Origin of the sequence: Ningiella ruwaisensis, from assembly GCF_004798935.1 — a bacterium.
In the GTDB taxonomy this organism is placed as follows: Bacteria; Pseudomonadota; Gammaproteobacteria; order Enterobacterales; family Alteromonadaceae; genus Glaciecola; species Glaciecola ruwaisensis.
Map to the genome: position 1 here is coordinate 593,113 of NZ_RAHT01000003.1, position 13,575 is coordinate 606,687.

Sequence of the window (13,575 nt, forward strand, 5' to 3'; positions counted from 1 at the left end):
GCTATCTTTCCTGCTTCCGCTCGATTTGTTTGATTACCGCTTCGCTTATCTCGCGAATAAGCTGCGCTCTATCATTAGCACTTAATGCAAATGAGTTATCTCGGTGAGTACTTTTTCTTTTGTCGCTTTTTTGGTCTCTGACGTGCGCCGTAACAACCAATTCATGAATAACAATAGGCATCAAGATTCTCGCTTAAAGTATTGATAGCTTAGTTCTAAAGTTTCAATAAGCACCTGGCTTTGTTGAGCGTTCAAGTCCGCTACTTCCCATTTGACCGGATAGGCACCATGAAATGACCAGGTCATTAAGGGTTCACCCGCTTCATTAAGTAAACTGACCCACACCATGGCAGGTGAAATATCCAGATTCTCAATAGCGTTTAGGCACCAGTCTTGAAGCGTAGAGCCAATGCTTAAACCGCGTTTAAGTATTAAATTGGCATAGTTCGGACGACTGGGTAAGGTATGGACAAATCGATTTTCTCCACCTTCTGCTACGCTTTCAGTATCAAGGCTTGAACTAATTCCTGACACCTCTGAAAACTGAGTATCGATCATATCGCCCTGGGCAAAATCAAACGCGACATTGAAGTAAAATCCTACCGGTGGATACAGACTCATTTTCCTGTCTCCGCGAGTTTCGTCATTACTTTGTCTGCCCCTTTTGCTGTTCTTCTATGGGGTTTTCCGTCAACTTGGCGTAAACGCTTATTCATTGACAACGACAAGACCTTCATGCACTAACTCCATCGATTCAATGGCGACTTCGTTTGCATCTGCCTTTAATTCTGTAGACTGAATTTTGCTGGGCCAGGCATTTTTGACTCGCCACACCATCACCGGCTCATGCTGTTCATTTAGCAAGCTAATGATTAAGTCACGGCGCTCGATTTTGTTCATGCTTACGCTGTTGTACCATTCGTAAAATTCGTTATCGCTCGGGAAAACGCCGCGTTTTAAGGTAATGTTTGCAAATTTCTGCATTCCGGGCATTTTGCCTACGCTAAACTCAGGGCTAGCGCCATGGCGATATTCAATCACTTCTGTTTCGCAATCCAGGCCGGTTATTTCAGTAAAGGCGATAGAGGTGCCGCCCCACTCCACCTGAAAGTGAAATTTGGGTAAAGGATAAGCTGCTGACATAGGTTTTTCCTTCTATGTTTATACTGTTTAGGGCTTAACTTTCTTGCATTTTATGAGAGAACTTAAGCACAATGAATTCTGCTGGACGGACAACCGCCATGCCTATTTCGATGATCATGTAACCGTTTAGAATGTCGTCTGCCGACATAGTCTGATTTAAGCCCACGCGAACAAAAAAGGCATCTTCGGGTTTTGCTCCGGCCAAGGCACCTGCACGCCACTGAAGGGTTAAAAAGTTAGCGACCATGCTTTTAGCGCGAGTCCAGGTGTTTGCATCATTTGGTTCAAACACAAAACCGGCGGTTGCTTTTTTGACCGATTCCTCAACAAAGTTGAAAAATCGCCGCACTGAAACATAGCGCCATTCATTATCGTTACCCGCAAGCGTCCGAGCGCCCCATACCAAGGTGCCTTTCCCGGCAAACGCGCGGATGGCGTTGACCGATTTTCCGGTCCCGGCATCTACATTGAGTCCATCGTTGATTGAATTGGTGATAGTGATGGCTGGCTTGTCGACCATGGCGAGACTGACATTGGCAGGAGATTTAAACACACCTCTAGACGCATCCACTCTCGCATATACACCAGCAATAGCAGCACTGGGCGGCAAGGTAACTTTGGCGTTGGTGCGAATAAACGCTTTAATTGCGTTATAAACCTCAGTTTGACTATCTCTTACCGAGCCATCGCTGATGCTTGTATCTGCGCTAATACTGCCAGCAGCATCACTGTTGCTTCCGTCACTGGCAATACTGGTGACAGTATGAGAGGCCACCTCAATAGAATCATCATCACTTAAAAAGCTTAAACTGGTGCGAAGATAAGGAAAATATGCGGCGCCATATTTAACGATGTCTTTGTCGGAAAGAATTTCACCGCGAAAATTTGTGGTAACCTCAGCATTTGTGTCGGTTGCTCCCGGTAAGGCGTCACGCACATCCGCGATGGTAAAACGGTCTTGCATTTTTGCGCAACTGTTAAGCGCAGCATCAATAATATCGCCCACTGATGAATCATCGGCGGTATTGCTGGCTCGATGTGAACAGGCATCCGGGAAAACGTAGAGAGTTGGCTCATCAAATTCTTCCAACACACTAAAGGCGTTAATAAAATCATCTTTATTATAAGACGTGCTCGTCGTGTCACCGATGGACATGATGTAACAAGCGCCGCCGCCATTAGCAAAAAATATTTGCATACTGTAATACAGTAAGTAATCAGGAATAGCGGGAGGTGTGCCTGCAAAACTGACTGAGGTTTGCGTGATGGTGTTCGAATCGCTAATGAGTGTTTGCTTCACGTCAACGCTTATCGTCTGCTTGGGGCAGCGGCCAAAAAGAGCTTCATACTCCAGTAGCGAGGTAATTTTAGTCGGTATTTTACTCAGCGATTCTCCTTTTTCGTTTATGGCTTTTTCGGTATAGCCAATAAACGCCGGGATAGCCGTTTCGACGGCAGCGACGGCCGGTGGAAAAGTCGCGATTTCTTCGATATAAACGCCCGGTGTTTTATACAAGGCCATAATGTTTCCTTAGATGCGTGCATTCCACATCAGTTATTGATTAATGTTTGTCAACATACATTGCGTTGGCATTGAGTCTTACTCTTATTCTTGATCTGACTCTGCAGAATCATTGCTTGTTTTAAATTTTGATGTGACCAAAATCTCATCAATTTGCGTTGCGTCCACTTGATTATCAGCATCGACTTTGACAAGTCTGGCTTTGTATATGGCGCTTGGAAAGTAGGTGCCGCCCAACATGCCCCAGATGTGATTGAGCTTTTCAAAATCGACGGTATGTAAATCCAAAATGATGCGAGACAGTTCATCAGGAAAGGGATTACTGGCTCTGGCGTTTTCTGACTCAAAAAATGGCTTGTCTTGAAAAAACGCCATGGCTTGGGATAAGCGAATCAAGTCGGTTTGATACGTGCCAAAATCAAAAGCCATTAAAATGTAAAGATTGAGATAAACAGGCGGCTGCTTATAGAAATTTTGCCCTGCTAGAGTACGAGTAACATGGGACTGGTTTCGCATGCTGGTTTCGTGCGCGATATTCACAAGGGCCAGGCGTAAGCCGGGATTGATATCAGAACTTTGCAAGGTGTGTAAATGCCCAATGCTGACTTGTGTATCAGATACACCAAGCTGGTCGCGCAACTCTACACGAAGATAATCAAACACCGAGTGGATCATCTCACACTAACTCCCTGTCACCATTTTTAAGGCGTAATAACGCCTGCGACGCATGTCACTAAAAATTTAAAATTTATGGCTAATTCCGGAACGCGAGACCTAAGGCGGGATACATCAACAACAAGTCATCAAAGCATTGAATAGGAAAATTCAGCTTTCGCACTAAACTTGTTCCATAGCGTCTTATTAGTATTAGTAGTTCGGAAATTAAATGTCAACCCTATTGTATTAACAATCTGCTAACATTATAAATATCCGATAAAAAATTTATTTTTGTTATATTCTCGGAAGTGTTTCGAGAATGCTGAAATTTAGGCAAGCCAGACGTGTTGCAGTAAGAACGTCTTGTTTATTGAAACGTCTTGTCTGTAAGACGTTCTGTATATAAAAAACACTACCCGGAGTTACTATGACACAAACACAAAGTGATCAATCATCCAGTCGGCTTCCCAAAATTGATTTTGATTTTATTAGTCAATTGGAGGGAGGATGTCTTACCACTGGCTATGTTCCCGACCCAGAACATAGCAAAAGCGGCGTGACTATATCCGTTGGATTTGACTTAGGTGCAAGAAACGCATCTGATTTACGCGCGTTGCCGCTAAATCCGGATTTAATTGATAAGCTTACACCTTATTTGGGGCTTCAAGGGATGGAAGCTAAAGCATTTTTGGACGAACATCCCTTAGAAATTACGCAAGCGCAGGCTAATGTCATCAATCAGAGCATAAAACGACAGTTTATCGAGCAATTACAGGCACGATATAATCAAGCCAGTGATCTGCCCTTTGAAAACATTCCGCCTGCATGGCAAACCGTTATTACTTCCGTGGAGTTTCAGTATGGTAACGCGTCGAAACGTTGCCCAAGCTTTTGGCGCTGCGTGACGACCCAAGATTGGCATGCTGCAATTAAAGAATTGCGCAACTTTGGGGACCGCTACTCATCCAGGCGAAACAAAGAGGCTGATTATGCAAGCAAGCATGCGTAAGCGCTGGGTAATCCTGTTTTCAGCGTTATTTGTTTTTTCGTGCCAGACGGCTCCTGAAAAAAAAACGGCTATGCCTCGCTTGCAATTAGAAAATGGCCAGTATGTTGAAAGCTGCAGAGCGTATAATCAGGCGCGTATCGTGTTTAAAATTGCTGAAACCTATGCCAATCAGTTGTTATCGTCTCAGTACTTAAGTTGTTCGCTTGATAGCAGTTTGCAGCCGGCTGAAAATCAAAACGCGGTAGTAAGAGCCATTTTCCATCAACTGCCTGTGCGCAGTATGCCATTATCGCTTGCTCCTATGGTTGACGGTGATGAGACATTTTCCATGGCGGGTTTTAATATGTGGCTGGAAAAAGCTTTGCTCACTTATACAGATGAATTGGTGAATATTGAGGTGCAATACAAAGGGCAATTACCGAAAAGCCGTCACCTTGTTTGGGTGTCTGATAAAGGCCTGCAAGGAAATTATATTGCGTATTTTCCAGCCATTGTGATGACGAAAAATACAGAAACCGGATTAGTTGTCGAAGGCCTTATACCTCTATACCAAAGCGGCTTTTAGCCCATATTTGCGCCTTGATTACAATAATGAGTCACGAGAGTCGTCGCGAACTAAAACGAGTGTTATAAGAAACTCGCTATTTCACCCAGACTTTTCTTTTTTGAAGCATGCAAAGGAATAGTTGCATCCTTATCGGGGTAGCCTGCGATTATAAGCATGTAAGGGCGTTCATCATCAGGGCGCTGGCATATTTTTGATAAAAAATTCATGGGTTTGGGCGTATGAGTCAGTGTTGCAAGTCCTGCATTGTGTAACGCTGTAATGAGTATGCCAGTGGCAATACCAACTGATTCATGAATATAGTAATTCTGCTGCTTTTGTCCGGCTTCAACGCCGCCTTTTTTCTGAGAGAAAATAGCAATTAACCAAGGCGCGGTTTCCAAATATGGTTTTTGCGCATCGGTGCCTAATGGTTTCAGTGCATCTAACCATTGCTGACCCGCAGAGCCTTCATAAAATCGTTGTTCGTGTGCTTCGGCTTGCTCTCTTACCTGCCTTTTTACATATGGCGATGAAATCGCGACAAAATGCCAGGGCTGATGGTTAGCACCACTTGGTGCCCTGCCTGCCGCTTTTATGCAGTTTTCAATAATCGCTTGTGGAACAGCCCGATTGCTGAAGCTGCGAATACTGTGACGGCGTTTAATATTTTCAAAAAACGTTTCTGAGCGACTGAGCATTTCGTGTTGCGGATATTCGATAAAATCATCAAGCACTTTATTTTCATGGGCTTTCATATAATCTCTTATTCTTTGTAAGCTAATTGTCGATTATAGCTAGTTAGTAAAATTCATCGTAATTAACAATCACTCTCAGTGATCATTTTCAACAATCATACTAGGGAAATTCTGATGAAGCGAACACACACAATACCGCCTATTTGCGCCAAAGATATTGCTCCCCAGATTAAGAAATCAAATTATCCCGAGCCGTATGCTTCGCAAATGCAAGGGAGAGAAAAGCGTAAACTTGGTGACCATTTTGGGCTGACAAATTTTGGGGTAAATCTTACTGAGCTTCAGAGTGGAGCTGTTTCCGCACTTTTTCACAAACATACTAAACAGGATGAATTCGTATATGTGCTGAGTGGAACTGGTCAGGTAAGGATGGGTAAAAAACTATTCAATATATCAGCAGGTGACGTTATAGGTTTTAAAGCGAACTCAGGTACAGGTCATCAAATTATAAATTCTGGCAATGAATTGCTCGTTTTTATTGAGGTAGGTGATCGAACATCAAATGATCGAGTGGATTATCCAAACGATGATTTATGCGCTAGCCTCAATGAAGACGGTCATTGGTTCTTCACAAATAAAAAAGGTGAACCCTACGCCCAATAGCTTTATTCACGCAATTTAAAAAGGATTAATATGATATTTCTCGAACAACATTGCCCCTGCAAAAGTATGAAACGATATGAGGATTGTTGTTTACCCATCCTAAACGATGAAAAGCCGGCACTGAACTGTGAGCAATTGATGCGCTCCCGCTATACTGCCTATTGCGTCAACAATTTTGAATACATTGTTAACACTTATTCATTAAGGGCACGCAACGAACAGAATATCAGCGTAGATTTCATAAAGCATCAGGCAGCGAGTACTAAATGGTTACATTTAAACGTGGTCAATTCACATGAAACCAGCGTTGAGTTCAAGGCTTTTTACCAAGATGGACGCGCTATATATTGTTTGCATGAGCTTTCTTATTTTGTGCAGGAAAATGGGAAATGGCGATATGATAATGGAGATTTGCTGGGCACGACCGGTAAACTCAAAACAGGGCGAAACGAAGCATGCTTTTGCGATAGCGGAAAAAAATTTAAGCACTGTTGTATGTAATTGAAAATTGAGAGCCGGATATCGAATTAAACTGCGCTTTTTGCTTGTATCATTTGATGGGGTAAGTATAATACGCGTCCCTCCCTTATGACGCTGCAATTTCCCAACGAAATCTCAACTTCACAAGGGTAGTGTAACTACTTGATGCTGACGTTTAATTTACAGCCAATAGTTACTGATACAGTTTACGGTAAAAGTTTAGGGGTGTAGTTCGAATTGGTAGAACAGCGGTCTCCAAAACCGACGGTTGGGGGTTCGAGTCCCTCCGCCCCTGCCACTTTTACAAACAAATGATTCAACGCCGCATGAAGGGCGTTTTGCTAAGGTAACACTCATGAGTGAAAAGGCAGAAAATTCATCTAACCCATTAGACATCTTAAAATGGCTAATAGTTTTCGCATTGTTAGGTGGTTTAGTTTACGGATATGAAACCTACGAAGAAATTTCAGTGCTTTATCGCGCATTAGCAGCAGTAGGTATAGTGGTCGTTGCTTTAGGTATTGCAGCAACTACAACAAAAGGGCAAACGTTTTTAACGTTTGCAAAAGACGCACGCACCGAAGTGCGCAAAGTGGTATGGCCGACGCGTCAGGAAGTGGTGCGTATGACCTTGATTATTTTAGCTGCTACCGCAATTGTCGGTTTGATGCTTTATTTAATCGACATGGTGCTTGTTTGGGCGATTGGATTAGTTACAGGTATCGGAGCGTAGCATGGCGGAAAAAAAGTGGTATGTAGTACAGGCATTTTCTCAGTACGAATCACGCGTTAAAAAAACGCTTGAAGAATATATCAAAATGCACGGTATGGAAGAGTACTTTGGCGAAATCCTTGTTCCTACGGAAGAAGTGGTAGAGATGCGCGCCGGTCAAAAGCGAAAGTCTGAGCGCAAATTCTTTCCGGGTTATGTTCTTGTTGAAATGGAAATGAACGAAGATTCTTGGCACTTGGTGAAAAGTATTCCTCGAGTCCTTGGGTTTATTGGAGGTACCTCTGACCGTCCAATGCCTATCAGCAAACGTGAAGCAGATGCGATATTGAATCGTCTGGAAGAATCCGTTGATAAGCCAAAACCAAAGACGCTTTTCGAACCGGGCGAAGTGGTGCGCGTTACCGATGGACCATTTGCGGATTTCAATGGCGTAGTCGAAGAAGTCGATTACGAAAAGAGCCGCCTAAAAGTGTCGGTGCTTATTTTTGGTCGCTCAACGCCAGTCGAGCTAGAGTTTGGTCAAGTAGAAAAAGGCTAAGTCCTCGATTCAAAGACCCTCGCATAGCGTCTGCTTTGCGAGGGTTTTTTTATGCTTTCATTTTAAGCAGTGCGATTCATCAGCTCTTATCAACAAATCTTACTATATAAGGCTCTAAGGCCTCTGCCCAAATTTTATATTGTGGCGATTCAGGATGAAGAAAATCATTCATAACATCTTTTGATAACATGCCGCTCTCATCCACAAAAAGATGATTAATATTAAGCCAAAACACCTGACGATTATCTGCGAACGAGCGAATTTGTGCGTTCACCGCTTCATTGAGTTTTCTAAGCTCATCTTCTGGCGATTCAGCCCGCGGAAAAATTGCGAGCAACAGGATTTTACTGTCTGGCAGACGCGTCTTTAGTTCGTGTAGAATAGTCTTAACACCAAGGGCGGTTTCGGCCGCTGCATCCTGTCGATGCCCGGTGTTATTTGTTCCTATCATCAGTACAACTAGCTTTGGCGAGATGCCATCGACCGCACCATTTTGCAATCGCCACAGTAGGTGTTCTGTTCTGTCTCCCCCAAAACCCAGATTAAGCGCCTTGCGATGCTTGTAAAAATCCTGCCAAAAAGCCTTACCTTTCGATTCCCAATTATGTGTGATTGAGTCACCTAAAAAGACCAAGTCGATATCTTGCTCTCTGTCTTTCACTTCTTGCAATTTTTGTTTGTGACGGTCTAACCACCAGTCTACGGCCCACTCTGCAGTATGGACTGAAGGTCTTATCGACAAGGGAGTTTCGCTGTTTATGCTATTTAAGCTACTAGCGCTTTCTGCGCTATTTGAATTTGCGCTCTGTTCTTTTTCTTCTGTATCGCTTGTCTGATTCACTGCGCTAATCACCGGATTCGAAATAATAGTGGCCATCCCCAAATGAACGGTCATAAAAAAAAGGACCAAATACTTAAATCGTTTCATCATATGCCTTACCTGCTTGTTTTATCACGGTAATACTTCTTGTTCCGAGATAATAATCGAGACGACAAAATTTTAGTAGAAGCCGCACAAGATTCTTTCTCGCTTTGCGCTAACATGGTCAAAAATTAAACTATTTTAATCTTCAATCCGAAAAGCCTGTCGGCTGTGTATTCATCAGCGACACTTGTCAAATAATAACATCGAGGGATGAAACATCATGAAAGCATTATTGTTAAAAGCCAGTGGTATCTTTATGGCGGCTGCATTAAGTTTTTCAGCATTAGCAGATCACCATAAGGACAAAATGGATGAGATGAAGGATAAGACGCAAGAAAAAATGGACATTGTTGATGTTGCTGCGTCGAATGAGAATTTTACAACCTTGGTTGCTGCTTTGAAGGCCGCAGGTTTGGTTGATGCACTCAAAGCAGAGGGGCCCTTAACGGTATTCGCTCCTACTGACGAAGCGTTTGCAAAGCTACCGCCAGGCACTGTGGAAGATTTGCTCAAGCCTGAAAACAAAGAAAAGTTGATTGAAGTGTTGACCTATCATGTCGTACCCGGGAAAGTCACCGCATCTGATGTAGTGATGGTCGATTCGGCTAATTCATTGCAAGGTCAGGCTATAACCGTAACTGTAGATGGTGAAACAGTAAAAGTAGACGATGCGACTGTTACCGCGACAGATATTGGCGCAAGTAACGGCGTAATTCACGTTATCGACCAAGTGATTTTGCCAAAGAGTTAATCATTAACTCATTACTGTACAAGCGATAAAAAAGTGTGCAATTTGCACACTTTTTTATGTTTGACACTGCTCACGTTTCTAAAAAGATGCGCTATGTTGAGCTTCGATTCTTTCATTCATGAACTTTTCGATCCTTCGATAACAAATCGATTTCTGCCTTGTTGCTTTATTGTGTACATCAACTCGTCGGCCTGATTTATTAAATTATCAATCGACAAACTTTCATCTGATTGATGCTGTTGAGGCGAATAAGTAATGATGCCGATACTCGCCCCGATTACTACTTTTGTATTGTCGTCTATCCTGATATCGTTTTGTATATCTTCAAGCACGTGTTTTGCAATTAAGTCCAAGGCCTCATTGTTAATGACTTTGATGCCGAGTAAAAATTCATCGCCACCCCAGCGCACAAAAACAGCGTCTTCAGACTGCAGCCGGGTTTGTAATCTCGCACTTATAACACGAAGTACGACATCACCTGCATCGTGTCCGTAGGTGTCATTCACTGGCTTGAACTTATCAAGATCTATCATCATCAGTGCGAAACAGCAGTGCTTGTCAATTGACTGTGCGCACAGCTGAGTCAAGGATGCTTGACCAGAGCGCCGATTCATTAATCCTGTAAGTGAATCATGGTCTGCTTCATATCGTGCTTTCAGTTCTTGTTTTCTTCGTTCGGTAATATCATAAATTATCACTTCAATAAGGTGATCAGAATCTTGTCTATCGGTTTCTCTGCTATCCAGTATTTTGGAAAAAAGACAGTGCACATAACGTTTACTTCCATTGATGTGCAATGAAAAGTCTTCTTCTAACTGAGTTAAATGTTCGTCAGTATCAAGGGTGTTGAGTAGCGATAGCACATCCGCTTTAGAATCAAAAAAATCAATGAAATTCGTAGCTGAACCGTCGTTTTCAAACACTTCGTAAAAGGCTGGATTCGCAATATTTATCTCGCCGGAGTGAGTCAGTAGCGCTATTCCCGCCGTTGCTTTTTCAAATAGAAGCCGAAAGCGTTTTTGTAATTCTTCGGTGGTTTCTCTTAGCTGTTTTTCTGATAAAAACTGATCTTGTAAAGCTTCGATGAGTTTGTTTGTGGTGCGAATCAGTTTACCAATCTCATCTCGTTTATAATATCGAAGGTCAAGAGCCTGCATTTTGTCTGGATGTTGCGTATCAATGCTGTTAAATGAGTTACTGAGCAGACGTAAAGGGCGAGTCAACTTCAGGCTTACGAACAAACCTACAATAATCGCTATTAAAAGACTCAATCCAATTAGCGTAAATGCTGTTTGGTAGGCGCTAACTGACGCTTGTTGTTCGATAAAGTCAAGATCTGGCTCGACGCGGAGCATACCAATCTTCTCGGTCTCATCAAATGGATTGAATAGCACCACATCAATTGCATTGCTGGTAAACCTGGACCTGCCCGCCAAGCTTATCTGCTCTGTTTGAGAATACACTGTCGCCCTTGCGACTAAATCGTTTGCTGCCAGACCTTGAGCAATCTCCTTTGCTAATTCGACATCAGATAAATACGCTGCAATTGATGCAGTACCCGCATCGTTTTGCGCCATTTGCATAACAAGTTGCTCGCCCTGATGCTGCGCCTGCTTAATTTGAAAATGGTAATTGATGCTTGCCACCAGAGCAGAGAGTGCTATGGCAATCAGTCCAATTACGATGGATATTCTAAAGGATAATGACATATAAAAATTACCTCAAACTAAAAGGTAGTCGTTATGCCAAAACTTGCTACATTAAATGACGTTTTCTCATCAGGTGCGCCGAGTCCTTTCTCGATTGAAAAAAGTCCACTGCCGTTTTCGCCTATTTTAAAATGGTCTATCTGGGCTTTAAAAGCCCAATCAGCATTGAAATCCCAACGAAAACCAACGCTAAGTGAACGCTGATCAATAGATGCATCTTTTGATGCTTCATTGGCAGGTTCAATCGATAAAGCTACAAACGCGCCCAAATCTCGAGGCAAAGACGCTATCAAACTCTGCGTATTAACAATTTCAGGATCTGAATCTCTGTTGTGTGCAGCGAGCGTAACGAAAGGAGTGAACATACCTAAATTATATGCCGCTGATATATATCCAAATTGAGACGCACTGGAGAGCGCCCAGTCGCTGTCATAATCACCGTATTCGGCAGTAAATTCCAGCTCATCAAGATAGTACTTGCCACTAATCGAATAATAGCTTACGCGCTCACCTTCAGGAATGATGGCTCGTGCAACTTGAACAAAAACAGGCCGGACTATTTCAGGTGCGGTGAATGGCGCTAGCCGCACTTCGTCGCTACCAGCAAATCGAATATCGTTCAATCGTGCGTTGATATACGCACCCTGAATGCGCCAATCGTTCGATTGAAGTTCAAGGTTTAATACGTACAAGTCCTCATATTTTGCTCTGAATGGACCATCATCTGAGTCGTTATTCAGTTCGCTTAAACCGTATGCAGCACTTATCTTGGCAGCGCCAAAGTCTAGAGGATAGGTGTAACTCAACTGAGCGCCATCCATATTACCCAAAGAACCAACGGTTGAGTACATTTCCAATGGGGGCCTGACCCAATACGTGGCTTGACTCACATAGCGAAAATCGGTGTATAAATAGCTATTTGTACTAAAGCGTCCCGCCCTGATATCTACATTTCGACTCAACTGATAGCGCAAAAAGGCAAGTTCTAAATAATTTGAAAAATTGTTGTTAGATCTATCTTGAATGACAAATTGAACAACGGCATCAAAATTGGTGCTCAGGGATGTGTTAAGTTGCAAACCTAACAATGTGTCGGGAGCTAGTGAAAATCCGTCGCGGCCAGCGTTTAGCAACTGGGTTCTAAATCCATAGGTTTCACCTTCTGCATAGGTCACACCGATATTGGCAAAGCCGCTGAACTTAAATTCCAGGTCATCGCTGGCGCTTACAACAGTTGCAGAGCATACGATTAATATAAAGAGACTCAAACGAGTGCTATTTATTAAGCTGATAAACAATTTTCATCTCCGGTGTAACATCTGACTGCGGAATATATGCAATCGCGTTTGCAGATTCATTTAATAGCGCTTTAACTTCGTTTGGTGAATTAGCTTGCAATGGGGGGCTGGCACGACCAGAAAATAAGAGTCGAGACCAGTAAGCCTTTACTTTGCGCTCAGATTTGCCAACGAGCTGTTCGTAAAAAACTCGCTTTTCGGCACTCCCCTCGCTCAGGTCGATGGGTTCGGCCTTATCGCCATTTGGAAAGGTATTAAATCTTCCCATATAGATGTCGATGACGTCCTTTTTGGAAAGTGACGATGTACTGTTATTCGTGCTAACAACAACAACTAAATTGTCACTTGTGCCATCTTCAGAAACATAGGCATTCACATTGAATGACAGCAATAGGGGCACGGTTGTCAGCAACGGTATGGAAAAAATAGATAAAGCAGAACGACGCAAGTGCAATGCAATGCGTTTAACTGTTCTAAAAACTTTATCGAAAGGGTAGATCATCGGTGATTCAAATTTCTCTTGTTCTGACTTTTATCTATTTATTCAACAAATATCGAGTCTAAATGTGTAATTAAGGCTTTCGCGCATTCAACCAAACTATTCTCAACAGACTTAACTGAAGCACTAAACCGTCAATTAATTGGCTGTGATATGCGAATTTATAGCGCTTTATCTTATATGGCTTTTATACAAGACTGTTTAAGCATATCTATACATACTAGGTATTTTTTAAGCATATGTAAGCATATTTTGTGCCATAAAATAAAGTAAAGACATTTTAAAGGAATTGTGCTGTATACAAGGCAAAGGAGCGCATTACCGATGATCGTGGCACAAAATATTATTGCCAGTAAAAAAGCGCTTTGGCTAATAAACAGCACGAGATAAGTAAACCTTTGCTAAT

17 protein-coding genes and 1 tRNA gene are annotated in these 13,575 nt (G+C 42.6%); 8 read left to right on the plus strand and 10 right to left on the minus strand.

Going from position 1 to position 13,575, the window contains the following annotated elements; translation table 11 throughout:
- Position 1 precedes the first annotated feature (1 nt).
- From D6V41_RS18515 to D6V41_RS08930, 5 genes are all read right to left on the minus strand, one after another.
- Positions 2-181, minus strand: coding sequence for a DUF5908 family protein (locus D6V41_RS18515; protein WP_421907762.1), 180 nt, complete (start codon positions 179-181; stop codon positions 2-4).
- Positions 181-621: a phage tail protein gene (locus D6V41_RS08915; protein ID WP_136251111.1), complete on the minus strand. Its 441-nt coding sequence runs from the start codon at positions 619-621 to the stop codon at positions 181-183. The genes D6V41_RS18515 and D6V41_RS08915 overlap by 1 nt, the downstream gene beginning before the upstream one ends.
- A gap of 87 nt (positions 622-708) precedes the next feature.
- Entirely contained in the window at positions 709-1,143 is a 435-nt protein-coding gene (locus D6V41_RS08920; RefSeq protein ID WP_136251112.1) for a phage tail protein, read from the minus strand.
- Positions 1,144-1,177: 34 nt separating this feature from the next.
- Positions 1,178-2,665 (minus strand): phage tail sheath family protein, encoded by a 1,488-nt coding sequence (locus D6V41_RS08925; protein WP_136251113.1) that lies wholly within the window; start codon positions 2,663-2,665, stop codon positions 1,178-1,180.
- A gap of 84 nt (positions 2,666-2,749) precedes the next feature.
- Positions 2,750-3,340 (minus strand): Pvc16 family protein, encoded by a 591-nt coding sequence (locus D6V41_RS08930; protein ID WP_136251114.1) that lies wholly within the window; start codon positions 3,338-3,340, stop codon positions 2,750-2,752.
- Between the two features lie 409 nt (positions 3,341-3,749).
- Here D6V41_RS08930 and D6V41_RS08935 point away from each other — a divergent pair, with 409 nt between their 5' ends.
- Positions 3,750-4,331: a pesticin C-terminus-like muramidase gene (locus tag D6V41_RS08935; RefSeq protein ID WP_136251115.1), complete on the plus strand. Its 582-nt coding sequence runs from the start codon at positions 3,750-3,752 to the stop codon at positions 4,329-4,331.
- A complete protein-coding gene (locus D6V41_RS08940; protein ID WP_136251116.1) occupies positions 4,312-4,896 on the plus strand; it encodes a hypothetical protein in 585 nt (194 codons plus the stop codon). Before D6V41_RS08935 ends, D6V41_RS08940 begins: the two co-directional genes overlap by 20 nt.
- Before the next feature lie 62 nt (positions 4,897-4,958).
- On the opposite strand, the gene D6V41_RS08945 is transcribed toward D6V41_RS08940, so the two are convergent.
- The gene (locus D6V41_RS08945) at positions 4,959-5,633 is read right to left on the minus strand and encodes a nitroreductase family protein (RefSeq protein ID WP_136251117.1); all 675 of its coding nucleotides are present in this window, start codon (positions 5,631-5,633) and stop codon (positions 4,959-4,961) included.
- A 114-nt stretch (positions 5,634-5,747) separates the two neighbouring features.
- On the opposite strand from D6V41_RS08945, the gene D6V41_RS08950 reads away from it, so the two are divergent.
- The 5 genes from D6V41_RS08950 (at position 5,748) to nusG (ending at position 7,987) form a co-directional block, all read left to right on the plus strand.
- Positions 5,748-6,236: a cupin domain-containing protein gene (locus D6V41_RS08950; RefSeq protein WP_136251118.1), complete on the plus strand. Its 489-nt coding sequence runs from the start codon at positions 5,748-5,750 to the stop codon at positions 6,234-6,236.
- Between the two features lie 30 nt (positions 6,237-6,266).
- A complete protein-coding gene (locus D6V41_RS08955) occupies positions 6,267-6,737 on the plus strand; it encodes a YchJ family protein (RefSeq protein WP_136251119.1) in 471 nt (156 codons plus the stop codon).
- 200 nt (positions 6,738-6,937) lie between these two features.
- A tRNA-Trp gene (locus D6V41_RS08960) sits at positions 6,938-7,014 on the plus strand.
- A gap of 57 nt (positions 7,015-7,071) precedes the next feature.
- Positions 7,072-7,449 carry a preprotein translocase subunit SecE gene (gene secE, locus D6V41_RS08965; RefSeq protein WP_136251120.1) on the plus strand — a complete coding sequence of 126 codons (378 nt, stop codon included), beginning with the start codon at positions 7,072-7,074 and terminating at the stop codon, positions 7,447-7,449.
- Position 7,450: 1 nt separating this feature from the next.
- Entirely contained in the window at positions 7,451-7,987 is a 537-nt protein-coding gene (nusG, locus tag D6V41_RS08970; protein WP_136251121.1) for a transcription termination/antitermination protein NusG, read from the plus strand.
- A 79-nt stretch (positions 7,988-8,066) separates the two neighbouring features.
- Here the strand turns inward: nusG and D6V41_RS08975 are convergent, their stop codons facing one another.
- Positions 8,067-8,918, minus strand: a complete 852-nt coding sequence (locus D6V41_RS08975; RefSeq protein WP_241664485.1) for a platelet-activating factor acetylhydrolase IB subunit — start codon at positions 8,916-8,918, stop codon at positions 8,067-8,069.
- Positions 8,919-9,132: 214 nt separating this feature from the next.
- Between D6V41_RS08975 and D6V41_RS08980 the strand changes: the two genes are divergently transcribed.
- Entirely contained in the window at positions 9,133-9,663 is a 531-nt protein-coding gene (locus tag D6V41_RS08980; protein ID WP_136251122.1) for a fasciclin domain-containing protein, read from the plus strand.
- A 116-nt stretch (positions 9,664-9,779) separates the two neighbouring features.
- Here D6V41_RS08980 and D6V41_RS08985 read toward each other — a convergent pair whose 3' ends face one another.
- Genes D6V41_RS08985 through D6V41_RS08995 form a run of 3 tightly spaced genes read right to left on the minus strand, consistent with a single transcriptional unit; the run spans position 9,780 to position 13,172 of the window.
- Positions 9,780-11,372 carry a sensor domain-containing diguanylate cyclase gene (locus tag D6V41_RS08985; RefSeq protein ID WP_136251123.1) on the minus strand — a complete coding sequence of 531 codons (1,593 nt, stop codon included), beginning with the start codon at positions 11,370-11,372 and terminating at the stop codon, positions 9,780-9,782.
- A 17-nt stretch (positions 11,373-11,389) separates the two neighbouring features.
- Positions 11,390-12,670 (minus strand): porin, encoded by a 1,281-nt coding sequence (locus tag D6V41_RS08990; RefSeq protein WP_136251124.1) that lies wholly within the window; start codon positions 12,668-12,670, stop codon positions 11,390-11,392.
- Positions 12,648-13,172 (minus strand): hypothetical protein, encoded by a 525-nt coding sequence (locus D6V41_RS08995; RefSeq protein ID WP_241664486.1) that lies wholly within the window; start codon positions 13,170-13,172, stop codon positions 12,648-12,650. Before D6V41_RS08995 ends, D6V41_RS08990 begins: the two co-directional genes overlap by 23 nt.
- Positions 13,173-13,575: the final 403 nt, after the last annotated feature.

Bases quoted from the DNA above. Each gene is read 5' to 3' on its own strand.
- D6V41_RS18515 (WP_421907762.1), bottom strand. From the start codon at position 181: ATGCCTATTGTTATTCATGAATTGGTTGTTACGGCGCACGTCAGAGAC.
- D6V41_RS08915 (WP_136251111.1), bottom strand. From the start codon at position 621: ATGAGTCTGTATCCACCGGTAGGATTTTACTTCAATGTCGCGTTTGAT.
- D6V41_RS08920 (WP_136251112.1), bottom strand. From the start codon at position 1,143: ATGTCAGCAGCTTATCCTTTACCCAAATTTCACTTTCAGGTGGAGTGG.
- D6V41_RS08925 (WP_136251113.1), bottom strand. From the start codon at position 2,665: ATGGCCTTGTATAAAACACCGGGCGTTTATATCGAAGAAATCGCGACT.
- D6V41_RS08930 (WP_136251114.1), bottom strand. From the start codon at position 3,340: ATGATCCACTCGGTGTTTGATTATCTTCGTGTAGAGTTGCGCGACCAG.
- D6V41_RS08935 (WP_136251115.1), top strand. From the start codon at position 3,750: ATGACACAAACACAAAGTGATCAATCATCCAGTCGGCTTCCCAAAATT.
- D6V41_RS08940 (WP_136251116.1), top strand. From the start codon at position 4,312: ATGCAAGCAAGCATGCGTAAGCGCTGGGTAATCCTGTTTTCAGCGTTA.
- D6V41_RS08945 (WP_136251117.1), bottom strand. From the start codon at position 5,633: ATGAAAGCCCATGAAAATAAAGTGCTTGATGATTTTATCGAATATCCG.
- D6V41_RS08950 (WP_136251118.1), top strand. From the start codon at position 5,748: ATGAAGCGAACACACACAATACCGCCTATTTGCGCCAAAGATATTGCT.
- D6V41_RS08955 (WP_136251119.1), top strand. From the start codon at position 6,267: ATGATATTTCTCGAACAACATTGCCCCTGCAAAAGTATGAAACGATAT.
- secE (WP_136251120.1), top strand. From the start codon at position 7,072: ATGAGTGAAAAGGCAGAAAATTCATCTAACCCATTAGACATCTTAAAA.
- nusG (WP_136251121.1), top strand. From the start codon at position 7,451: ATGGCGGAAAAAAAGTGGTATGTAGTACAGGCATTTTCTCAGTACGAA.
- D6V41_RS08975 (WP_241664485.1), bottom strand. From the start codon at position 8,918: ATGATGAAACGATTTAAGTATTTGGTCCTTTTTTTTATGACCGTTCAT.
- D6V41_RS08980 (WP_136251122.1), top strand. From the start codon at position 9,133: ATGAAAGCATTATTGTTAAAAGCCAGTGGTATCTTTATGGCGGCTGCA.
- D6V41_RS08985 (WP_136251123.1), bottom strand. From the start codon at position 11,372: ATGTCATTATCCTTTAGAATATCCATCGTAATTGGACTGATTGCCATA.
- D6V41_RS08995 (WP_241664486.1), bottom strand. From the start codon at position 13,172: ATGATCTACCCTTTCGATAAAGTTTTTAGAACAGTTAAACGCATTGCA.